Source organism: Mycobacterium sp. TY815 (genome assembly GCF_030755135.1).
Taxonomy (GTDB): domain Bacteria; phylum Actinomycetota; class Actinomycetes; order Mycobacteriales; family Mycobacteriaceae; genus Mycobacterium.
Genome location: NZ_JAUFRX010000002.1, coordinates 299922 through 322335, shown reverse-complemented (window position 1 = coordinate 322335; position 22414 = coordinate 299922). Strand labels below are relative to the sequence as shown.

Genomic DNA, 22414 nt, shown 5'->3' with positions numbered 1-22414 from the left:
GTGCCGATGGCCGAATCAGTGTTGTACGTTGACGCGATGGCCGCGGACCGGGATGACCTAGACGTCGAGGAATCAGGGCTGCTGGACGATCTGGAAGGGCGCGCCCGTCAGGAGCGCGCCGATCTTGTTCGATGGCTGCTTGCGCGCGGCTTCGATGTCGAGCAGATCCGCCGCGAGTTCAGCCCCATGCTGCTGCCTGCCATTCGCATGATCGGCGATGACGGCACGGTGGCCTCTGCGCGAGAAGTCGCGGAGTCCAGTGGTGTGAGCCTCGATCTGGTGCAGCGCTTGCACAGCGCCATTGGGCTGGTTCGCGCAGAAGACTCCGATGCGCCGTTGCTCTCGCGTGCTGACGCCGAATCCGTCTTAGGCGCAGCACGATTGGTCGAGATTGGGTTCGACCCCACTCAGCTGGCCTTGATTGTGCGCCTGCTGATGGACGGCCTTACGGGTGTCGCGGTGATGTTACGGCAGGCGGCGTTGCAGGCGTTGCTGCGTCCGGGGGCGACGGAGCTGGAACTCGCTCAGGCCCTCGAGATGCTGGCCCACGACGCCGAGCCGCTACTGGGCCCGATGGTCGACGAATTGTTGCGCGTGGCCTTGCGGCACTCCATGGAGACCGAGGCGATCAATGCGATGGAGCGCGCCGCCGGCACTCTGCCGGGTGCGCGGGATGTCGCGGTGGGTTTCGCCGACCTGGTCGGTTTCACCCGGCTGGGCGAACAGCTGCCGCCGGAAGAACTCGTAGGTGTGGCCCTTCGATTGGCAGACCTGGCCAGGACTGTGGTCGCGAGCCCGGTCCAGTTCGTCAAGACCATCGGCGATGCGGTGATGCTGGTGTGCTCAGACCCGCTCAAATTGCTGCTGACTCTGCTGGACCTGATTGATGCCGCGGCCGCGGACGATTTCCCGCGGCTGAGAATCGGACTCGCGTTCGGCCCCGCCGTCAACCGAGGAGGTGACTGGTACGGCAGCCCGGTCAATCTGGCGAGCCGGGTCACCAGCGCCGCACCGGCCGGCACTGTGCGGGTGACCGAAGCCGCACGCAACGCTATCGGCGACACGACTGACATAGCGTGGTCGGCCGCTGAGTCCCGTCGCCTCAAAGGGGTGCGCGGTGAGGTCCTGCTCTACGGTGCAGGGCGGCACGCCATCGGGGATTTGCCCCCGGAAAGTGAGCCCGTCACCTGATTGGCGCCGCGTCCTTCGTGATGCTCCGCGCCCACGGACCTTGCTAGCTCCGTGCTGTGCTGGGTTGTCGCGGACTGAGCGCGTCACTCCGGGTGGTGGGAGCCAGACCGGGGCGAATCGCCGCTCGTCCGGCCTCCTTGGCCAGCATCACCCCGACGATGCGGCGGGCACGCAGGGCGGCCGCATCCGCCAGGAATTCGACTCCGCCCCGCCATCGGTCATATCCGGAGTGGTCGGACGCCATCTCCAGGACCGCGGTGTCGCGTTCGGCAACCCCGGACAGAAACGACCTCAATCGGGCGGTCACCTCATCGCGATCGGTGCGATAGTCGCGTGACCCCTGCATGAACACGTGGGTCGACGTTTCGTCCTCAGGCGTGATGGCGTGAGTTCGAGTGGTGGTGTACAAATCGCCGTTCGCGGTCGCAATCTCCCAATATTGGCGGTGCATCGCGGGGGAGACGAAGGTGCCGCTCTCGCGGTGCTTGTAGATGCCGGCAGGGTCCAGCCCGGTGGCGTCGGCCTGCCAGTCGGTGAGGGAGGCCTCCGGCAGCAGCCGTGTGTAAGACACGGTGGTTTCGGTCACTTCAACGTCGTTGAAAGCCGGCATGCTTCGGATCTCCGCGGGAATGTCGCGCCTGTGCAGAATGGGTGCGTAGCTGAAGTCCAGGTAGTGTTCGTGAACCATCATATAGTTGGCGCTCACCCGCCAGGAGCTGGCGAAGGTCGACCACGCCGGGTCGTTGATCCATGGTGTGCGTGGTGGTTCACTGCCGGCGGCAGCGGCCTTCTGCCCCAGCCAGATCCAGACGAACGGCGGTTGCTCGAGGAGCGGAAAAACACGCACCTTCATCCCGGTCGGCACCTGCGGCTGAGATGGGATGTGAACGCACTTGCCCTCGGTGTCGTAGGTACATCCGTGATACCCGCATACCAGTCGATCTCCGTCGACGCGACTGTGCGACAGCGGAAACGCCCGGTGCGCGCAGCGGTTCACGAAAGCGGTGATGCGCCCGCCGGTCCCGCGCCACAACACGACATCCTCGCCCAGCAAGCGTCGCTCCAACGGCGCTTCACCGATCTCCTCGCTGGTGGCTGCGACATACCAGCACTTTTTCGGGTAGTTGTTCTTCGCGGTCTTCACAGGTCCAGCACCAGCCTTTCGGTGCGTGAGCGCGACACGCAGACCAGCATCACTTCACCGGTGCCGCGCTCAGCTTCGCTGAGCACCGAGTCGCGGTGGTCAGGGGTGCCCTGCAGCACGCGAGCTTCACACGTGCCGCACACGCCTTCGTAGCAGCTGCCCAGAATCGGGATGCCCTCTTCCTCAAGGACTTCGAGGATCGACTGGTCCGATGTGATCTCGAAACTGACTCCGGAACGTTGGCACACCACCTCAAAGTGGTCGAGTGCTCCGGCGGCCTCCTCCGCGGTCGGCGCCTTGGCGGCGAACCGCTCGATGTGCAGGATTCCCGCCGGCCAGTGTGCGCTGTGGTGCTCGACCGCCGACAGCAACGCTTCCGGTCCACAGCAGTACACCAAGGTGTGGTCTTCGGGTTCCTTGAAAATCGATTCAAGGTCGAGCAGACCCCTTTCGTCCTGCGGCCACACGGTGACTCGCTCGGGGTATCGCTTGGCGAGCTCTTCTGCGAATGCCATGGACGCCCTGGTCCGTCCGCCGTAAAGCAGTGTCCAGTCATTGCCCGAGCGTTCGGTTGTTTCGATCATCGCCATGATCGGGGTAATGCCGATTCCGCCCGCGATGAACCGGTAGCGCTGCGCGTCCACCAGCGGAAAATGGTTGCGGGGGCCGCGCACTCGAACAGTTGCTCCCTCGACGAGGTTCTCATGAACGTATCGTGAGCCCCCGCGACTGTTGGGGTCGAGCAAGACCCCGACGCGCCAGACGCTCGAATCGCGCGGATCACCGCACAACGAATATTGGCGCGTCACTCCGTCCCCGAGCATCAAGTCGATGTGAGCTCCCGGCTCCCAGCGGGGCAGGTCTTCATTCTCGGGATGGGCTAGGTCGAGCACCACCACACCTTCGGCGGGTGCGCTCCGGCGCAGAACAATCAGATCGGTCGTGAATTCATGGACGTTTGCGCTGGGCGTCGTAACGGAGGGCGCAGACATTGATTACTTCCTCCGATCCGTGGTTTGGCACGAAATCAGTTCGACCCCAGAGATATTGGATTTCGTGCGACCACCACGCTACTGTGCTGCGGCCGCTTGCTCGCCGGTATCCGGCGAAGGTGGCAGATAAATGGTCTTGTACACCTGAAACGGTTGCAACCCTTCGGGACCGAGTTCGCGTCCCATGCCACTCTGCTTGATCCCACCGAATGGGGCGACGGGATCGTTGACGTAGTGGTTGACTCCGACAGTGCCCGAGCGGACGCGGCGGGCGACGTTGACCGCTCGTTCCGGATCGGATGACCAGACGCTGCCGCCGAGCCCGTAGACGCTGTCGTTGGCGATCGCGACCGCTTCCTGCTCATCGGAGTATGGGATCAAGGACAACACCGGACCGAAGATCTCTTCGCGCGAAACCGTGGCGTTGTTGTCCAAGTCGGCGAAGATCGTGGGCTCGAGAAACCAGCCCCGGTCCAATCCCGCCGGCCGCGAGCCGCCGGTGGTCATTCGCGCGCCCTCGCTCTTGCCCTTCGCGATGTAACCTTCCACGCGCTCACGCTGCCGCTCCGACACCAGTGGTCCCACTTTGGTTTGCGGGTCAAGGGGATCGCCGATGGTCAAGGAGCGCGCCAAATCGGTTATGGTGTCGACGATTTCGCTGTACCGGCCACGGGGGACCAGCACCCGCGTGTTGAGCCAGCAGATTTGACCGTTGTTGAGCAAGGTGACCCCGAAGAACTGCTCCATCGCGGCGGCAAGGTCGGCGTCGTCCAGGACGATCGCCGCCGACTTGCCACCGAGCTCGAGCGTTACCGGCCGCAGCAGCCGGCCGCAGGCCTCGGCGATCCAGCGGCCTGCCGCAGTCGAGCCGGTGAATGAGACCTTGTCGACTCCGGGGTGCTCGACCAGGTAAGCGCCCACTTCGCGGCCACCGGGAACAACGTTGAGCACGCCGTCGGGCAGGCCCGCCGCGGCAGCGGCCTCGGCCATCAGGAATGCGTCGAGCACGGTTTCTTCGGCGGGTTTGAGCACCACCGAGCAGCCCGCGGCCAGCGCGGGTGCGATCTTCAGGAATGAAATCCCCTGCGGCACATTCCAGGGCACGATCGCGCCGACGACGCCGATGGGTTGCTTGGATACCAGCGAGGTACCGCCTAACATGCCGGATCGAGATTCTTCGGCAGGTGCACTGGTCATCAGGTCGCTGTAGTAGCGCAACAGCAACGGCGGAAAGCCGGCCTCGAATTGCTGTGCTAGCCAGATCGGCATCCCGTTCTGCATCGAGACCCGCCGGGCCGTCTCGCCACCTCGCGTTTCCAGTTCCACCGCGAACCGCTCGAGGACGTCCGCGCGGTCCTTGGGTTCCCAGGTCGCCCAGCCGTCTGGGGCGTCTTGGGCCGCCCTTGCCGCCGCAACGGCGGCGTCGATATCGGCGCTGCTGCCGCGGGGCACCGACCCGATCTGGTCCTCGGTCGCCGCGGAGTGGACCTCGATGGTGTCGTGGCCCGCGGGGGCGGTCCAGGTGCCGCCGATGAACAATTGGGGGTAATCGATTGTGCTCATGGATGTGTCGGCCGTTCAGGAGATGGTGAGCTTTGCGGGCAGGTGCTTGAGGCCGCCGACGAAGTTCGTCTGAGTCACGCTGCCGGGTCCCGCTACTTCGATGGACTCCAGGCGCGGCAGTAGTTGTTCGAACATCACCTTCAGTTCGAGCTTGGCCAGATGCTGGCCGACGCAGGTGTGCGCGCCGAAGCCGAATGCGAGGTGGTTGTTGGGCTTGCGGCCGATGTCGAAGTTGTTGGGGTTGTCAAAGATCTCCTCGTCGCGGCAGCCCGACTGGAACAGGGGCATCACCCGGTCTTCGGCCTTGATGGTCTGGCCGCGGATGGTGTGGTCCTTGAGGGCCCGGCGCATGAAGTGTTTGACCGGAGCAACGTAACGCAGGCCCTCCTGGATCAAGTCGGGAATCAGACCCGGGTCTGCTTTGACGCGGGCCAGCACCTCCGGATGCAGGGCCAATTGCTGGAGCGTGCCGGCCAGGGTTGCCGATGTGGTGTCATGGCCCGCCGTGAAAATCGCTGTGTACCAACCGTAGACGAATGACTTGGGCCAGTACTCGCCGTCGGCGCCCTTGGCGCAGGCGACCACCGATGCCAGGTCGTCGCGAGGATTGGCGCGGCGGTCTTCGACCAATTTGTCGAAGTAGCCGAAGAAGTCCTGGATGGTGGCGGAGAACTGCTGTGCCATCGCCTCCGGAGAGAGCGCCGCGACGTCTTCGCGCTGATGCTCCGGGTCGGCGGCTCCGAAGAATTCCTGGGTGAGTGCCATCATCCGCGGCTCGTCCTCCCGCGGCACTCCCACCAGGGTCATTATCACGTGCAGCGGGAAACCGAGCGCCCAGTCGTCGACCAAGTCGATTTCGCCCCTCGCCGAAAGCGCCTTGAGATGCTCGATGGACTCATCGGCGAGGTCGCGGATCGAGGCTTCCAATTTCTTGACCGATGGGGGCTTGAAATAACCGAAAGCCATGTTCTTGGCGTGCGTGTGCTCGGGCGGGTCGATGTAAGGGAGGGCATCGAGGATGCGCAGACTCCCGCCGAGGAGTTGCTTGGTGAACTCGTCACCGGCGATGTTCTGCAGGATCGGATTGTGCGAGCCCGGATTCTCCGTGCCCCCGCCGGCGGCAAAGACTTCCGACAGGCTCTCGACCTCTTGGATGTCGGCGTGCTTGCTGACCAGCCATATGGGGTCGTAACCGTCTACAACGGCCTTCGCCACCGGCATGTTGTTGCGCAGCCATGCATAGGCGTCGTACAGCGCGGTGAGGTCGGAATGGCCGGCGGGGAGCACGATCTGTTGCGCGATTTCGGCGGGCAGGATGGCTGAGTCGGTGTGCTGGGTGGTCGTCACTGGTGTCCTCTTTCTACGGCCGTAGGTGCCCTGAGCACCGTGTCCCCGAGACATCGGTGGGCTCGCCGATGCCGGTGAGGTAAGTCTCTTCGCGTAGGGCCTGTTCCTGCGTCACCATGACGGGGGGTCATACCTGCCACGTTGGGGGTAATCGGGAGTGACCGGGCATTCAATTGGACTGTTCGCGGTGGTCAATCAGCCGGGCAGCCGGCATCGATCCATTCCTCGATCTTTTTGATCGATTCCCCCGGCACGGGGTCGAGGTACGCGGGCATCTGTGGTGTCACTGCGCCCGCGGGGGGGTCGTCGAGATCTGAACCGAACGGTGCTCTGCCTTTCAAAGACAGCACCAGGCTTGAATTCGCACCGTCACCAAGGATGACGAGCTTCCTTCCACCGACTTTCATCTCGACGAATGTGTCTCGTGTGACATCACGCCAGAAGGGGCCGTGGGAAGCCACATCAGCGTCCGGGCCGCCGACCGATTCGTCCAGGATCTCTATGACGTCCCTGAAATTCATGGTGCTTCCTTCGATGTCCGGCGCTTGTCGCTCTCCGGCAGGTCAGCGTGCGCGCTCATCCGTCATACTCGGTGCGACGCTGTTCACGAAGATCCTTCGCCGGCAATTGCGGAGATGATGGCGTCAAGTCTCGGCGTCAGGTCGTCATTCGCGCGTCACCATGACGGGGGGACATAGATCCCACGTTGGGGGTATCAGTTCGCCGTGATCCGGGCGAAGCGCAACGCCGAGGTTGCGCGAAAGGCCACCAGGACAGTCGAATTCAGCGTTGTTCGGGTGTCCACCTCGCCGGCAGACGCTTCACGCCGTTCATGAAGTTCGAGAGCAACAGCTCTGGCTCTTCGGACTGCAGATTTTTCATCCGGGTGTACACCTGTCGCATCTGGGCCTTCAGCACCGCCTTACCCAGCGCGTGGCCGATGCAATAGTGGGGACCGCCGCCGCCGAACGCCTGGTGTGGATTGTGCTTCTGAGTGCGGCTGATGTCGAACGTATCTGGCCGTTCGAAGACCTCTTCGTCCCGGTTGCCGGAGATATACCACATCACCACTTTGTCGCCTTCTTTTACGGTGACGTCGCCCAGTTCGTAGTCGCGCAGTGCGGTGCGGCGAAAGTGCATCAGCGGCGGCTCCATGCGCAAGGCCTCGTTGATAGCATCGTCGGCCCGGCCGTCGAAATCCTGTATCAAGTAATCGAGTTGGTCAGGATTGCGCTGGAAAAGAGTGACCACGTGCGCCATTGCGTGCCGGGTGGTGTCGTTGGCGCCGGCGGCAAGTAATGCGAAGAAGACCCCTACCTCTTCGGTGGTCAGTTTGTGGCCCTCGTACTCGGCCTGGGCCACCCACGTGAGAAGGTCGTCGCCGGGCTTCTCCTTGCGTTGCTTGGCCAGTTCCAGCGCGAGCGTCGACAACTTGCTGGAGGCGTCGGCGAACACCATCAACGGTGAACCGATGTGAGCCCACTCGGGGTCGAGCCACCCGGCGAACTGTTCGGCTGCGTCCATCACGTACTGAATGTGGTCGGGGTCATGGATACCCATGAAGTTGGCGAAGACCCGGCCGGGCACTTCTTTGGTGATCAATTGACACAGGTCCCCCTCGCCCAGTGGGGCTACCTTGTCGATGATCTTCGCGACCAGGCCGTTGATCTGGTCGACCATCCGGTTGATATTGCGTGGTGCGAAGGCAACATTGACGATGTTGCGCATCTCGGTATGCCGGGGCGGGTCGGTCACGATGAACGACAGCATCGTCTCCAATTGCGGGAAGTCGTCGATGAACACTCCCTCGGCAGAGCTGAAGACCTGCGGGTTGCGGGACACCTCTTGTATGTGGCGATGTTTGACAACCGACCAGAATCCCTTGGCATTATCCAGGTTCGGGTCGAGTGCCTCGGGCGCATCGTTCCAGCTGATCGGCCGGTTCGCCCGAAGCCACTTGAAGGTCCGGTGATGTTCGGCGCGGGGGCGCTCCCAGAACGCCATCGTGTTCAGATCGGTTCTGACGCCTTCATCGGTTACAGCCATGATCTTTCCCATCGTCGTGATTGCCGACCCGCACGATCGGCGGTGGATGAGCCGACGGTAGGTGGCTGTGACCCGTGGCACATCTCCCACCCGGGCTAAATTTCCTACCCCGGGATCGGTATTTCTATCGGGCGATGAGAGGCGACGTGGGGTGGGTCCTGCCAGCCGTCCCGATGAGGGGAGAAAAAACACCCCGTCGGGGAGACGCATGGGAACCCTGCGGCGTGACAACAATCGATGACCCGGTCGCGAACGGGGCGGATGAGTTGGCCGCGTGGGCATTCCGACGACATGGAAGGTTGGTCATATGAGGACGAAAGCCGCGGTGTTATGGGGCGTCGGCGAGAAGTGGCAAGTGGAAGACGTCAGCCTGGATCCACCGGGACCCGACGAGGTGATGGTCAAATTGACCGCCTCGGGGTTATGCCACTCGGACTACCATCTGGTCACCGGCGACATACCCGTGCCGTTTCCGGTCATCGGCGGACATGAGGGTGCCGGCATCGTAGCCGCCGTCGGACCCGGGGTAACCGACGTGGCCGAGGGCGACTCGGTCGTCCTGAGCTTCCTGCCCGCGTGCGGGAAATGCTCGTACTGTGCGCGCGGCATTACGAATCTGTGTGACCTCGGCGCCGCGATAGTTCAGGGCCCGCAACTCGACGGGACACACCGATTTCACGCTCGCGGCACCGGCGTGGGCCAGATGTGTTTATTGGGAACATTTTCTGAGTACACGGTGGTTCCGACCGCGTCGGTAGTGAAGGTCGACGCCGGTAGTCGCCTGGATCGTGCTGTGTTGATCGGGTGCTGCGTGCCAACGGGTTTCGGCAGCGTGATCAACACCGCGAAGGTGCGACCGGGCGACACGGTCGTCGTGTTGGGTGTGGGCGGCATCGGCAGCAACGCCATCCAGGGCGCGAAGGCCGCAGGTGCGCGGCACATCGTGGCGGTGGATCCGATTGATTACAAGCGACGCCGCGCCGTTGACTTCGGCGCTACCCACACGTCGGCCACCGTTGACGAGGCGCGGTCTGTGATAGCGGAACTGACCCGCGGACAGCTCGCGGATGCGTGCATCATCACGACCGATGTGGCTGAGGGTGCTTATGTCGGCCAAGCGCTCAGCCTGGTAGGAAAGCGTGGCAAGGTCGTCGTCACCGCTATCGGGCATCCGACCGAATTAGCTATCAGTGGTTCGCTGTTCGAGTTGACCCTCTACGAGAAGTCGATTCACGGTTCGCTGTTCGGGTCGTCGAATCCGCGCCACGACATCCCCCGCTATCTGGAGATGTACAACCTCGGCCAGCTCAAGCTCGACGAACTGGTGACCCGCGAATACTCGCTGGACGAGATCAACACGGGCTGTGAGGACATGCTGGAGGGCCGCAATATTCGCGGCGTGATCAGATTCTGAGTTAATTGAGCAGGCGGTGATACCTGGCGACGGCATCGGTCCGGTTTGCCGCTCCGAGCTTCCTCAACACGTGCTTGACGTGCGTCTTGACCGTCCCCTCAGCCACGAACAAGCTGATCGCGATCTGCGCGTTGGTCTTTCCCGCAGCGAGACCACGCAACACATCCCACTCGCGGCGGGTGAGCTTCTCAGAGGCGCGACCGCCACAGTCTTTTTGCGGTTGGGTGACGGCAGACACCGCGGGCGTGGAAGGCTCGGCATTCGCGCTGATGGAGGCATTTTCCGCCACCGCAACAGTGACGTCATCGACGAGAGCATCGACACCGCGCGAGTATTCGCTACAGGCGAGCTGCACCTGTTTGAGTTTGCCCAGCAACAAGTTTCGTTCGAATGCGACGCCGAGCGCTTCGGCGAACACGCCCAAGACATCGCGGTCCGATTCGTCGACCAGTACCGAGCGTTCGTGCCGGTCTGCGTGGAGCAGACCGATCGGCTGGTCCCAGGCAAGCACCGGAGCCGCGACGTAGGCATTCGTCTGGGTAAGGGCGACCAGCTCGGTGTAGACGCGGGGGTTTGCCTGCGGATCGCGAACAACCATCGGTGCACCGCGGCGCACCATCTCGGCCTCGAGCAGCGGGCCGGTCAGTTTGCGCGGGTGCGCGAGACCTACTTCCACCAAGGTATGGGCGAACCCTTCATCGGCTCCGGCATATGCCGAAGACGCCAGCCACAATCCCTTGTTGATGCGCGAGAACAAAATTCGGTCAAATCCCATGTAGTGAGCTTCCGCGGCCGCTCGCTCGACGAGGTCTGCTGTGGATCCGGCCTGGCGGAGCCGCTCCAGCGCGTCGCGCAGGGCGAGAACCTTGGCGGCCCGCCGGGCCAGGACCGCGTCGAGGACCGTTGCCTGAGCATGTTCTGATCGCACCAGCAGGGCGGCAATCTGCTGGGCCTGTGCTGTGTCCCACTCGTCGGGGGCTGCGCCGTAGGTGCTCAGACGTTCATTGAGCGCGCGCCGAACCGCTGATAATGCCACCGCGGCCGAATCGAGGTCGTCATCGCAGTACCCGGGACGCGGCGTCGCGCTGCCGAGTAATTTCTCGGCGGCGCTGACGACTTCGCGGGCCAACTCGATGCATTCCATTCGATCGACCGTCAATCCGGCCTCGCCAGCGCGATGACCTCATTGAAACCTTCCCGCAGGCACGTCAAGAACGCGGCGGAGTCGGAGATTGCTTCGGGGTCGAAGTTGACTGCGATGCAACATGTTCCCTCGTAGGTCAGCATCGCAAACATCGCCGGGACGCCTGGACGCGGACCCATCGGGTAGATGCGGGTTACCCGCGCGCCCGCCAGATACAGCGGACGCGCGATCGCCCCGAGGTTGGAGGCCTGCAGGTCGGACAGGCCCGTCATCCCGCCCGCGATACGGGTGAGCACGATGCCCGGCAGGCGGCTCAGCACCGGCGCCAGCAGATCCAGGAATCCGAGTGCGGGCTCCATGCGCGCATCGGCGACGAACTTGTGAATGACAGCGATGCGTTCACCGGGGTCCGATTCCCCGACCGGCGCTACGAACCGAGCACCAGCGAACTTGTTGGCGCCCATCGGGTCGGCGTCGGTGCGAAGACTGACAGGCACCGCCACCGGTATGAAATCGACTTCGAGAGAGAGCTTTTCATGATAGCGTCGCACTCCGCCGAGCAGTCCGGCCAGGAATGCGTCGTTGACCGAACCTCCGGCGGCGCGGCCAGCGGCTTTGAGATCATCGAGTCCGACGTCAAAGGTGTCCAGTCGATAGCCGGATCCGCCACCCGTCAACGCGGGGGAGTGTGGCGCCTCCGGAGGAGTCAGGACCCGCCGCAGCGACATCGCGAACTTCACCACATCGCTGGTCGCTCCGACAGGGTCGCCGGCAAACCGGCCGGCCGCGTTCAGGGCTTCGCGTAGTGCAGTCCCGGGCGCGTCTATCGCTTTGCCGGCCAACCGGTTAATCAACAGCCCTTCCGGTGTTTCCGTCGGTCGCGGCTCCGGAAACCGTCGATCGTCGGAGGGCCCCGGCTCCCGGCTGTGGCCATGGGCGAGGTCGAGCAGTTGCAGCAGACCGATCCCGTCGCTGAGGCTGTGATGCGGTTTGAACAGGTAGGCGGCCTGTCCGCCGGCGAGGCCGAGCACCAGGAGGGCCTCCCATGGCGGACGTTCGGAATCCAGTGGGCGAGCGGCGAATTGGGCGGCCAGCAGGTGCAGCTCGGCTATCGACCCGTCGCCGGGCAGCCGCACTCGTTGCAGGTGGTATTCCAGGTCGAAGTGGGGGTCCGGAGACCAGGCCGGTGCAACCAGGGGCAGCACCGGTTCGACGACGCGTTCGCGAAGCCGGGGGACCCGCCGGATGAAGCGATGGTGGGCGGCCACCAGCCGATCCCAGTCCGGTTCGGTGTCGAGCAACTCGATCATCACACCGGTGGAGCGGGTGCGGAAGTCGCCGTCGGTGCGCCACATCAGGGCTTCCCACGCGCTGAGGTCTTGACCGCCGCCCCAAGACGCCAACACCTCGGCATCGTCAGACATTGTCGACAACTCTCTGCGCCGGTGCTGCTGTGGCGTCAACGCCACGGGTGACATCCAGGATCAGCTCGGCGACGCCGGCCGGATCATCCGACATCGGGACATGGCCCACGCCGCTGAGGCGGATCAGCTCGGCTCCCGGCAGACGCTCGAGCATCGGAGAGCCGAAGTGCTTGAACGGCAGCACAAGATCCCGCTCCGCCCACACCAGCCTGACCGGGTAGTCGCGGTCCTCGGGTAGTGGCTCCACCGGGTTCAGGTGCAGCACCCGCAGCAGCGGGTCGACGACCGTCGAATGCCCCATTGCCTGGATATAGGTCACCAACGTCTCATGCGGCACCTTTCGAGGATGCGCGACCTGACCTGCCAGCAGCGCCCAGCGAAGCACCCGCCGCGTGGCGATCGCGTCGGCTCGCGACGAGTATCGAGCCAGCCCATTCAGGGAGAAGCGGACACCGTGCGCGGTCACCCGCAGGCGACGAGGCGAGCGCCAGGCCCCGGCAGGACTGAGCAGAACCAGCGACAGCGCCCGTCCGCGGCGGGCAAGCTCGATCCCTATCCACCCCCCGAGGGAGTTGCCGGCGATATGCACCTTGTCCAGGCCCAGACGATCGAGTTCCTCCTCGAGTGCATCGACCAGAGCTTGAACCGACGGCGCGACCTGCGAATTGAGCGATGGCCCACCTGCGTGACCGTGCAACGTCGGCACTATTACATCGTGATGCGGTTCCAGATGCGGCAGCACCGGTGACCAGGCCCGCCAGATCGCTCCGATGCCGTGCAGCAACAGCAGGGGTGACCCGGCCCCGGCGCGGTGGCTGGGGGTCAGCTCCAGCCCGTCGACGACGGCCCGCGGTCCGCCGGAATTGTGCCGGGCGAGTGCGGCTCCCGCGGCCACGGTGCTCCCGGCCAGCAGGGCGGTGGCCACTGTGGCCGATCTTCGGCGCGGGTGGTTTTCCATTGGGGTCGTCGAAACTCGCGTCACGGCTTGAGGACGACTTTGAGGACCTCGCCGCGGAGCTGGGCGTCGACTGCCTCGTTGATCTGAGCGAAGGGCATCGTGGTGATCAGCTTGTCGAAGGGGAACTTGCCTTGGCGATAGAGATCGAGCAGGTAGGGGATGAAGGTTTGTGGATCTGAGTCACCTTCGACGATGCCCCGAATCGTCAGGCCCAGTAGCGGCGGCTGGAACAGCCCGACCGAGAAGGTGGCTTGCGGGTTGGCCGGCACGCCGATCAATCCGAGCATGCCTCGCACCCCGAGGGAGGCGAGCAGCTGTTCCACGACCGGAGTCACCGCAGTGGTGTCGATCGCGTAATCGGCTCCCGCCGGGACGATCTCCCGAATCTGCTCGTCCAGCGGCCCGACCTGTGGGTCGACGGTGTGGGTGGCACCGAGTTCGGCTGCCAGCGCGCGCCGACTTTGGTGGAGATCGACGGCGATAATCGTTGTGGCTTCGCGTACGGCAGCGGCCATCACGGCGGACAGTCCTACCGCGCCCGCGCCGGCGACGACCACCGTCGATCCGGGCTGGACGTCGAGCGAGTTGAACACGGCGCCTGCACCGGTCTGGATGCCGCATCCCAGCGGCCCCACCAGCTCGACCGGTACATCCGGTGGCACCTTGACGACGTTACGTTCGTGAGCCAGCGCATGTGTGGCCAGAGACGACTGACCGAAGAAGTTGGCCGCAAGTTTCGTGCCGGCGGAGTCCAGCCCGGACGTCCCATCGGCGCGCAGTCCGCCAAAGTTGTATTCGAGGAAGTTGTGGCAGTACGCCGGTTCCCCCTTTGCGCAATGGGGGCACCTTTCGCAGCTGTGGAAGCTGATCGCGACGTGGTCGCCAGCAGTGACCATCGTGACATCGCTGCCGACCGACACCACGGTGCCACTGCCTTCGTGCCCCAGGACACCGGGCAGCGGGAAGGGTAGGTGCCCCTCCTTGACCGCGATATCGGTGTGGCAGATGCCGACTCCGGCGATCTTCACCAGTACTTCGTCGGGTGCCGGCTCTTGGAGTTCGACATCGGCGATGGTGAATGGCGCGCCGACCTCCTGCACCACTGCCGCTGAGATCTGCATCGGCTGCCCCTTTTTCTGTTTCGCCGTGATTGCCTCGGTGGGAGGACGCCGGAACCTGATCTCCCTCGCTGACCGCACCTTCCGGCGCTTCCCGGGCGGACTCGGCGAGATGTACGGATCGACTCACCGAACCCGATGCTGCGAGTGTGGTCGAACGACCCGCACCCCCGCGTCACCACATCGGGCAGTTCTCTACCCCGCAGAAGGGGTATATCGCCCAGACGCCCTTGGCCCGAACCATCTCGGCTCTTCATAGTGGGATGGTCACAGCATTGCTGATAACCGCGAGCCACCCGCCCTTGTGCTCTTGCTGCCGGGTCGGGTTTGTGGCCACCATGACCGCGCCCTCGCGTGCGGGGGATCGAGAGAATGAGATGACCGGTACGGCACCGCCGGTGATCGCGGTCGATGAGCTTATCGAGCGCATCAAGTCGGCTCCGGCTGGCCCGAAGGTGGCTGCCTTCTTCGACTTCGACGGAACCCTGATCCAGGGTTACTCGGCCAGTGCCCTCATCGCGCACCGCGCCCGCAATTTCGAACTCGGACCCGACGAGTTCGTCCGCACGATGCTCGCCGCGCTCGGCGGGCCCCTGGACGAAGGCGCATTCAAAGAGCTTCTATTACAGGGGATTCGGAGCTGGGCCGGACGCACCGAGGACGACCTCATGGAGCTGGGTGAGCAGTTGTTTGCCCAGGAGGTCGCCGGCGCACTCTTCCATGGCACCTGGCGGCTGGTGCGCGCCCACCAAAACAGGGGCCACACGGTTGTTATCGCCACCTCTGCGACGCGGATGCAGGTGCAGCCCATGGCCCGGGAATTAGGCATCGACCACATCTTGTGCACCGAACTCGCGTCCGAAAACGGTGTGCTCACCGGGGAAATCGCCGGGCGCCCGCCCTGGGGCGAAGGCAAATTGGCTGCGGTCCGAGAATTCGCCGGCCGCAAACGCATTCCGCTGCAGAACTGCTACGCCTATGCCAACGGGGGCGAAGACGTGCCGTTCCTCAGTGGCGTCGGCCATCCGCACGCCGTCAACCCGGGGGCTGAATTGGCGCGCCGCGCCAGTGAGCGTGGCTGGCCGGTCATCCGGTTCCGGACCAGGCGGAGCACGTTGCATCCGATGGCGCTGGCCCGGACTACCGGCTTGTTCGGCGGGTTCGCGGCGGCAGTGGGGGCGGGCGCAGTCGCGGGGGTGCTGACTTTCGATCGGCGCGGCGGGATGGACATGGCAACGTCGGTGTTCGGCCGTCTTGCTGGACAATTGGGCAATGTTCGCATCGAGGTCACCGGCGAGCAGCACACCAGGGGCCGGCCGGCGGTGTTCTTCATCAATCACCAGAGCACCCTGATCGACGCGCTGGTTGTTTCGCGAGTTGTCCAGCGAGGCTTCACCGTGGTGGCCAAGGATGAGGTGAAGCGGATACCCGTGTTGGGGCAGTTGCTCACAATGGCCGATGTCGCGTTCATCGACCGCTCCAACACCGCCAAAGCCATTTCGGCGATGCAGCCGGCAGTGGACAGGCTGCGTGCGGGCGTCTCGATCGCCCTCTCGCCCGAAGGCACTCGGTCGTTGAGCCCGCGCGTCGGCGTGTTCAAGAAGGGCGGCTTTCACCTGGCCCGGGACGCCGCGGTGCCGATCGTTCCGATTGTGATACGCAACGCCGGAGAAATCATGTGGCGCAACGCCAAAGTGGCCCAGGAGGGCACTATCGAGGTGGTGGTCCATGAGCCGGTGCCGACGGCTGACTGGACTCGCGGGGATCTCGATGAGTGGGTGCCGAGGATGCGCCAGCTGTATGTGGACACCCTCGACGATTGGCCGGGCACCGAGGCCGGACGCACATGGTCCGCGGCAATCGCCGCGTCGCGGCCGGTGGCGACTCCGACATGACGGCGACGCCGAATGGCCTGGTCAGGCTGCTGCGACCGAACTGGTCGGCCGCCACCACGTTGCGGGCCGGGGACCGCCCCGAGATCGCTGTGCTGGAAACCGATGAACTCCGTACTGCTACAGCACAATTGGCGTCACAGCTGGACCGTGACGTGGCCGATGTGAGGGCCGAGGCCGCCGTTTACATCCGGGAGATGGCGGCCTCGCACGTGCCCCCGGTGGTGCGCGCCTGGCAGGCGCTTTCCAGGTGGATGGTGCGCGGGTTCCAGGTCGTGATCGACGACGACGATCTGGCCAGGTTGCGCGAGCTGGATCGCGACCATGCCCTGATCTTCTTGATCTCGCATCGCTCCTACCTGGATCAATTCTCCTTTCCGCCGCGGCTTACCCAGGGTGGGATCTCCCCGACGTTCGGGCTCGCCGGCGCCAACCTCAACTTCTTTCCGCTGGGCACATTGGCCCGGCGGAACGGGTTCATACCGGTGCGGCGTGCCACCGGTGATGTGCCGGTGTACCGGCTGGCCCTGCGCGCCCTGGTCGGCCAGATGGTGGCCAGCGGCCGTAATCTGGTGTGGTCGATCGAAGGAGGCCGGACCCGCACCGGCAAGTTGCGGCCTCCGCGATACGGATTGCTGCGCTATGTGACCGACGCGGTGGAATCCGTGCGCTCGGAGCAGACGCTGGCGGTCCCGGTCTCCATTCTTTTCGACCAATTGCCTTTGCATGAAGTCAAATTGATGGCCGCGGAGGCACGCGGCCTGCCCAAGAAGCCCGAGAACGCGCGCTGGCTGCTGAGTTACGCTCGCGGCCTTCGGCATCGCCTGGGGCGCATCTACATCGACTTCGGTTCGCCGGTGCCCCTCTACGAGCGCACCGTCGCGTTGCGCAACGAAGGGCTGGGCGACCGGCAAGTTGTCGAACGCATCGCCCTGGACATCTGTCACCGTCTCAACCAGGCCACCCCCGTTACCGCGACGGCCGCGGTATGTGTGGCGATGTTGGGCGCGGACCGGGCACTGACCCTGGACGAAGTGTGCGCCACCGTGGCGCCGCTGGCCCGCTACCTGCGTGCACGCGGGTGGCCCGTGGCGGGCGGCGCCGATCTTACTGACCGTGCGACGGTGTCGCAGACGCTGCACGACCTGGTTGGCTCCGGAGTGCTGACTAGTTATTCCGCTGGGCCGACCACTGTTTGGGGAATCGGCGACGACCAGCATCTTATCGTTGCGGTGTACCGCAACAGCGCGATTCATGTTCTGGTGATGAGAGCGATCGCCGAGTTGGCGCTGCTGGCCATCACGCGGACGCCGGGGGCAACCAAGCGGACGGGGTGGGAGAAGGCGCTGGCCGTTCGCGAACTTCTCAAGTTCGACTTCTTCTTTGCCGCGCGCGCCGAGTTCGCCGATGAACTGTGGAATGAGTTCGCGATCATGACGCAACGCAGCCACGACCGCAACGCGCCGCTGGATACCGAGGAAGCGGCACGCAGTCTCGACGAAAGTGAGCTACTCGTTGCGCATCTCGTGCTCAGGCCGTTCGTTGATGCATATCGGGTGATGGCCGAAGAGTTACTCAAACTCGGTCCCGGTTCCGCCGTGGACGAACAGGTCCTGCTGGAACGGTGCCTTCGCCTTGCCCGGCAATGGTCACTACAGCACCGCATCACCGAAGAGTCGGTGTCGGGAGAGATGTTCGCCACCGCGCTGAAGTTGGCGCGGCACCGCGGCTTGCTGGACTCAGATGCTTCCGACAGCGGGGCCGGCCGGGCGGCTCTCGTCACCGAACTCGAGGAACTGCAGTTCTCGATCGGTGAACTTGCTGGCATGTACCGGGGTTTCGCGCCGGCGCAAGTGGGTGGCTCAGCAACCGGGTGTAGCGCCACCTGATTGAGTTTTGGTAATATGGTCTGACCATAAACCTGGCTGTGACTTTCAACGTGGAGAGGCAACTTGATGACCGAGTTCACTGATATTTCCTACGAGGTCGACAGGGGCCTGGCCTGGATCACCATCAATAGGCCTGAGCGCTACAACGCATTTCGGGCTCGCACCCTCGACGAGCTCATCCGGGCCTTCAAATTGGCCTGGGGGAGTTCAGAAGTCGGGGTGATCTGCCTCACCGGGGCCGGCGAGAAGGCCTTTTGCACGGGCGGCGACCAGAAGCAGCGCGCCGAGACCGGCGACTACGGGCCCTCCGAAACCGGTTTGTTCGAGGTGGATACGCTGCATCGGGTAATCCGGGACGTCCCCAAGCCGGTCATCGCGGCGGTCAACGGGTTCGCCATCGGCGGTGGCCATGTCCTACATGTGTTGTGCGACTTGACCATCGCCGCCGAGACGGCGGTGTTCGGTCAGAATGGCCCGCGGGTCGGCTCCTTCGACGCGGGCTTCGGCACCGGTTTTCTGGCGCGGGTGGTCGGCGAAAAGCGTGCACGTGAGATCTGGTTCTTGTGCCGCAGGTATTCGGCGCAGCAGGCTGCCGACTGGGGGCTGGTCAACAAGGTGGTACCGGCCGATCAGCTCAGGTCCGAGGTGCGAGCGTGGGCCGATGAGATTTTGATGCTCTCGCCGACGGCGTTGAAGGTCCTCAAGCAGTCGTTCAACACCGACACCGAGCAGTTCGCTTCGGTCGGTCAGATGGCGTACTCGACGCTGAAGATGTTTGGTGACACGCCGGAAGCGCAGGAGGGTGTCGCGGCGTTCAACGAGAAGCGGGCCCCCGAATTCGCCGCGTACCGGGGCAACTGAGTTATGCCGTCCGCCGCGATGTTCACCGACGAGCAGCGCGGGTTCGCCCGCGCCATCGAGGGTTTCTGCGCTGATACCTGCGGCACCGCCGAGCAGCGAGCACAGTTGACCGATGGCGGACAGCTATCCAATAGCTCCGAATTGCTGCTCAAGCTCGCCGACCTTGGCTGGCTGGGTGTTTCGATACCCTCCCAGTACGGCGGCGGCGGTGCGGGAATGGTCGAAGAGTGCATCTTCCTCGAAGAGACCGCGCGGGGCCAGGCGCCGATCCACGCCTACGGAACCGGATTGACGGCGGCGCAGACCTATCTGCGCCACGGCACTGAGGCGCAGAAGAGTGAGGTGGTGGGCAACCTGTGCGCCGGGCGGTTCGAAGCGATCGCATTGTCTGAGCCGGGCGCGGGATCCGATCTGGGCGCCGTGCGAACCCGCGCGGTCCGCGACGGTGACCGCTTCGTCGTCAACGGCCAGAAGACGTGGATTACGGCCGCACACCTGGCCGATCATCTGCTGGTGCTCACCCGTACCGACCCCAACGCCGGAAAGCACCACGGCCTGACGCTGCTGTACCTGCCGACCTCGACACCCGGACTGGACATCAAGGCCATCCAGACCATGGACGGTCATACAGTCAACGACGTCTTCTTCACCGACGTCGCCGTTCCCGCCGCCAATGTCGTCGGCGGGATCGGCGACGCCTGGCACCGGCTGATGCGCGGCTTGAACGTCGAGCGGCTCATCATCGCGGCGATGTCGTTGGGTGCGGCGCGCCGGTCGCTGCAGGACACCATCGCCTACGTCCACACCCGCGAGCAGTTCGGCAGGGCGATCGGCAGCTTCCAGGCGGTTCGCCATCGGCTGGCGGACCTGGTCGCGGAGATCGAATGTTGTCGCGCATACGTGTATCAGGTGGCCGCACAGATCGACGCCGGTCACGAAGATCAGCTCGCGCGGGAGGGCTCCATCGCCAAACTCAAGTGCACCGAGGTTGCCAAACGGGCGGCGCTGGAGGGGGTGCAGCTGATGGGCGGGAACGGCTACAGCATCGAGTTCGGGATGGAAGCGCAGGTCCGCAAGGCCTTGGCGCCGCCGATTTACGGCGGCGCCAACGAGATTCAGCGCGAGATCATCGGGAAGAGCCTGGGATTATGACCCGCATATTCGATCCGATGGTGCTGGACGGCAAGCGCATTTTGATCACCGGAGGCGGCACCGGGCTGGGCCGCGGGGTTGCCGCCAAGCTTGTCGCCCATGGGGCCCAGGTACATCTGTGGGGCCGACGGGAATCTGTTCTGGCCGAGGCAGCCGCCGAGATTTCGGCCGAGCGGGCCGGCGCCGTCCACTGGCAGCCGGTGAACGTGCGGGACTTCGACCTCGTCGACGCCGCGGTCGCAGAGATCTGGGATCAACACGGCCCCTTGACCGGTGTCCTCAACAACGCGGCCGCGAACTTCATTGCGCCCACGGCCAGTTTGAGCCCCCGCGCCTTCGATGCGGTCACGTCGACGGTGATGACCGGTTCATTCAATACGACGCTGGCTGTCGGTAGGCGCTGGATCGCTGAGGGCCTGCGCGGATCGGTGTTGTCGAACCTGACTACCTGGGTCTGGAGCGGCTCGGCCTACGTCGTGCCTTCTGCCATGGCAAAGGCGGCCGTGCACGCGATGACGATGTCGTTGGCGGTCGAGTGGGGCCGCTACGGCATTCGCCTCAATGCCCTTGCGCCCGGGCCGATTCCAACCGATTATGCCTGGGAGATGCTGAACCCGACCGAGACCAGCTCCGTCGGTGCGACCCAGTCCGATCAGATTCCGCTGGGCCGCCCGGGAACCATCGAGGAACTGGCCAACCTGACTATCTTCGCGTTCAGCGACGCGTGTGATTACCTCACGGGCGAGACGATAGCGATGGACGGGGGTCAGCGGCTCGCCGGCCCCAACACGTTCGCCGGGCTGTCGGCGATGAGTGACGACGACTGGGCGCACGCGCGCGAGCGCAGCAAAGCGGCATCGGCGGCGACGAAGGCATCCCGGTCGGTGTAGCCGGCGGCAATCAGAGAGGTGCAAATGCGGATCATTTCCTCCATCCAGGACGCCATCGATGCCGTCGGTAGTGAACTCGGCGTCTCGGACTGGTTCGCAGTCGATCAGGACCGCATCAATGCCTTCGCCGACGCGACGGGCGATCATCAGTGGATTCACGTCGACGTCGAGCGGGCCCGCGCCGAAAGCCCCTATCTGTCGACGATCGCTCACGGCTTCTTGACGCTGTCGTTGATCCCGGGTCTGAGCAAGGCAAACTACCGCGTCGACAATGCGAAAATGGGTATCAACTACGGACTCAATAGAGTGCGGTTCCTGACGCCGGTTCCCGCCGGTGGGCGTGTGCGCCTCCGATCTGAACTCGTCGACGCAGCCAAGGTGAACGACACCACCGTTGACCTGACCGTAAGTCAGACGGTCGAACTCGAGGGCTCGGTCAAGCCGGCTGCGGTGGCGGAGTCGATCGCTCGAATGGTGTTCTAGGGTGACGCAACCCCCGTGCCCCCGGCGTGCGATTTCGCCCCAATGGGCTAACCTTAATATTGGCCTTACCTTTATCAAAGGCTGGCCAAGACGCAGGGTGAATGGACCCGGACGGAGGACTGATGGACGCAGTCGAGGCTGATTCGGCCACAGCACGTTCGGATGTTCTGCTCAAGCCTGTCGATGTGCCCAAGGCGTCTGATGTCTTGGCGCGAGAGCTGCGCGAGCGCATACTCAGCGGCGAGCTGGCGGAAGGGTTTGCGCTTCCAGCCGAGCGCGAGCTTGTCAAGCAGACGCAGATGAGCCGGGCCACGGTTCGTGAGGCGTTGCGGATCCTCGAGGTGCAGAATCTGGTTCGGGTACGGACTGGCCGGTCGGGTGGGGCAGTCGTTCAGCGACCGACGACCAAATCAATGGCGAGTTCGGTGAGTCTGCTGATCAGGGGCCAACGCATCAAGTTGGCTGATTTGATGGAAACCCGTGAGGCGCTGGAGCCTTTCTGTGCCGAGTCGGCTGCCCGCAAACGCACCGACGAAGATCTCGCGATACTCGACAAGGCCAACGCCGACATCGCCGACCCAGACGCGGACCTGTCGGCATTCCTGCAGGCCAATCTCGACTGGCACGTAGGCGTCGCGAAGGCCAGCCACAACGAATTATTGATCGGGTTCATGACCGCGTTGTCGCAGGCGATCTATGCCGGAACCGAGAATGCGGCATTCGTCGACGACAACGTGCGCGGCATCACCTTGCGGGCACACAAGTCGGTGACGACAGCCATCCGCAACCGCGACGCCGAGGCGGCAAGCAGGCGAATGCGTCGCCACGTGCACAGCTATGCCAAGGCTGCACTTGCCGTGGACGACCGAAATGCGATCACCGTCGGAGACTGAGCGGTAGTTCCCC

At 64.3% G+C, this 22414-nt stretch carries 19 protein-coding genes; 9 read left to right on the top strand and 10 right to left on the bottom strand.

Translation table 11 applies throughout. The annotated features are described in order from the left end of the window. Positions 1-6 precede the first annotated feature (6 nt). The gene (locus tag QXK92_RS21100) at positions 7-1191 is read left to right on the top strand and encodes an adenylate cyclase regulatory domain-containing protein (protein ID WP_371934576.1); all 1185 of its coding nucleotides are present in this window, start codon (positions 7-9) and stop codon (positions 1189-1191) included. Between the two features lie 43 nt (positions 1192-1234). Here QXK92_RS21100 and QXK92_RS21095 read toward each other — a convergent pair whose 3' ends face one another. The 6 genes from QXK92_RS21095 to QXK92_RS21070 form a co-directional block, all read right to left on the bottom strand. After that, entirely contained in the window at positions 1235-2335 is a 1101-nt protein-coding gene (locus tag QXK92_RS21095) for an aromatic ring-hydroxylating dioxygenase subunit alpha (RefSeq protein ID WP_306244898.1), read from the bottom strand. Beyond that, positions 2332-3327, bottom strand: coding sequence for a PDR/VanB family oxidoreductase (locus QXK92_RS21090; RefSeq protein WP_306244897.1), 996 nt, complete (start codon positions 3325-3327; stop codon positions 2332-2334). The genes QXK92_RS21095 and QXK92_RS21090 overlap by 4 nt, the downstream gene beginning before the upstream one ends. A 78-nt stretch (positions 3328-3405) precedes the next feature. Continuing rightward, positions 3406-4890 (bottom strand): aldehyde dehydrogenase, encoded by a 1485-nt coding sequence (locus QXK92_RS21085; RefSeq protein ID WP_306244895.1) that lies wholly within the window; start codon positions 4888-4890, stop codon positions 3406-3408. A 15-nt stretch (positions 4891-4905) separates the two neighbouring features. After that, a complete protein-coding gene (locus QXK92_RS21080; protein WP_306244893.1) occupies positions 4906-6237 on the bottom strand; it encodes a cytochrome P450 in 1332 nt (443 codons plus the stop codon). Between the two features lie 191 nt (positions 6238-6428). After that, on the bottom strand, positions 6429-6758 hold the full coding sequence (locus tag QXK92_RS21075) for a hypothetical protein (protein WP_306244891.1): 330 nt from the start codon (positions 6756-6758) through the stop codon (positions 6429-6431). 262 nt (positions 6759-7020) lie between these two features. Continuing rightward, positions 7021-8283, bottom strand: a complete 1263-nt coding sequence (locus QXK92_RS21070) for a cytochrome P450 (protein WP_306244889.1) — start codon at positions 8281-8283, stop codon at positions 7021-7023. A 307-nt stretch (positions 8284-8590) separates the two neighbouring features. On the opposite strand from QXK92_RS21070, the gene QXK92_RS21065 reads away from it, so the two are divergent. Then, positions 8591-9697 (top strand): NDMA-dependent alcohol dehydrogenase, encoded by a 1107-nt coding sequence (locus QXK92_RS21065; protein WP_306244888.1) that lies wholly within the window; start codon positions 8591-8593, stop codon positions 9695-9697. A gap of 1 nt (position 9698) precedes the next feature. Here the strand turns inward: QXK92_RS21065 and QXK92_RS21060 are convergent, their stop codons facing one another. The 4 genes from QXK92_RS21060 to QXK92_RS21045 are packed head-to-tail and all read right to left on the bottom strand — an operon-like array spanning position 9699 to position 14344. Then, complete coding sequence (locus tag QXK92_RS21060) at positions 9699-10841, bottom strand: LuxR C-terminal-related transcriptional regulator (protein WP_306244886.1); 1143 nt, start codon at positions 10839-10841, stop codon at positions 9699-9701. Between the two features lie 11 nt (positions 10842-10852). Then, positions 10853-12265: a wax ester/triacylglycerol synthase domain-containing protein gene (locus tag QXK92_RS21055; protein ID WP_306244884.1), complete on the bottom strand. Its 1413-nt coding sequence runs from the start codon at positions 12263-12265 to the stop codon at positions 10853-10855. Then, complete coding sequence (locus tag QXK92_RS21050) at positions 12258-13190, bottom strand: alpha/beta fold hydrolase (RefSeq protein WP_306244882.1); 933 nt, start codon at positions 13188-13190, stop codon at positions 12258-12260. Before QXK92_RS21050 ends, QXK92_RS21055 begins: the two co-directional genes overlap by 8 nt. Positions 13191-13243: 53 nt before the next feature. After that, entirely contained in the window at positions 13244-14344 is a 1101-nt protein-coding gene (locus tag QXK92_RS21045) for an NAD(P)-dependent alcohol dehydrogenase (protein ID WP_306244880.1), read from the bottom strand. Positions 14345-14718: 374 nt separating this feature from the next. On the opposite strand from QXK92_RS21045, the gene QXK92_RS21040 reads away from it, so the two are divergent. The 7 genes from QXK92_RS21040 to QXK92_RS21010 all read left to right on the top strand — a co-directional run bounded on the left by QXK92_RS21040 (position 14719) and on the right by QXK92_RS21010 (position 22401). Next, on the top strand, positions 14719-16236 hold the full coding sequence (locus tag QXK92_RS21040) for an HAD-IB family hydrolase (RefSeq protein ID WP_306244878.1): 1518 nt from the start codon (positions 14719-14721) through the stop codon (positions 16234-16236). Next, on the top strand, positions 16161-18122 hold the full coding sequence (locus QXK92_RS21035) for a 1-acyl-sn-glycerol-3-phosphate acyltransferase (protein ID WP_306244876.1): 1962 nt from the start codon (positions 16161-16163) through the stop codon (positions 18120-18122). Before QXK92_RS21040 ends, QXK92_RS21035 begins: the two co-directional genes overlap by 76 nt. 66 nt (positions 18123-18188) lie before the next feature. Continuing rightward, positions 18189-18983, top strand: coding sequence for an enoyl-CoA hydratase-related protein (locus QXK92_RS21030; RefSeq protein ID WP_306244874.1), 795 nt, complete (start codon positions 18189-18191; stop codon positions 18981-18983). 18 nt (positions 18984-19001) lie between these two features. Then, on the top strand, positions 19002-20135 hold the full coding sequence (locus QXK92_RS21025; RefSeq protein WP_306246385.1) for an acyl-CoA dehydrogenase family protein: 1134 nt from the start codon (positions 19002-19004) through the stop codon (positions 20133-20135). Further along, positions 20132-21025: an SDR family oxidoreductase gene (locus tag QXK92_RS21020; protein WP_306244873.1), complete on the top strand. Its 894-nt coding sequence runs from the start codon at positions 20132-20134 to the stop codon at positions 21023-21025. Before QXK92_RS21025 ends, QXK92_RS21020 begins: the two co-directional genes overlap by 4 nt. A gap of 24 nt (positions 21026-21049) precedes the next feature. After that, positions 21050-21508: a MaoC family dehydratase gene (locus tag QXK92_RS21015; protein WP_306244871.1), complete on the top strand. Its 459-nt coding sequence runs from the start codon at positions 21050-21052 to the stop codon at positions 21506-21508. Between the two features lie 122 nt (positions 21509-21630). Then, positions 21631-22401: a FadR/GntR family transcriptional regulator gene (locus QXK92_RS21010; protein WP_306244869.1), complete on the top strand. Its 771-nt coding sequence runs from the start codon at positions 21631-21633 to the stop codon at positions 22399-22401. The last annotated feature ends 13 nt before the right edge of the window (positions 22402-22414 follow it).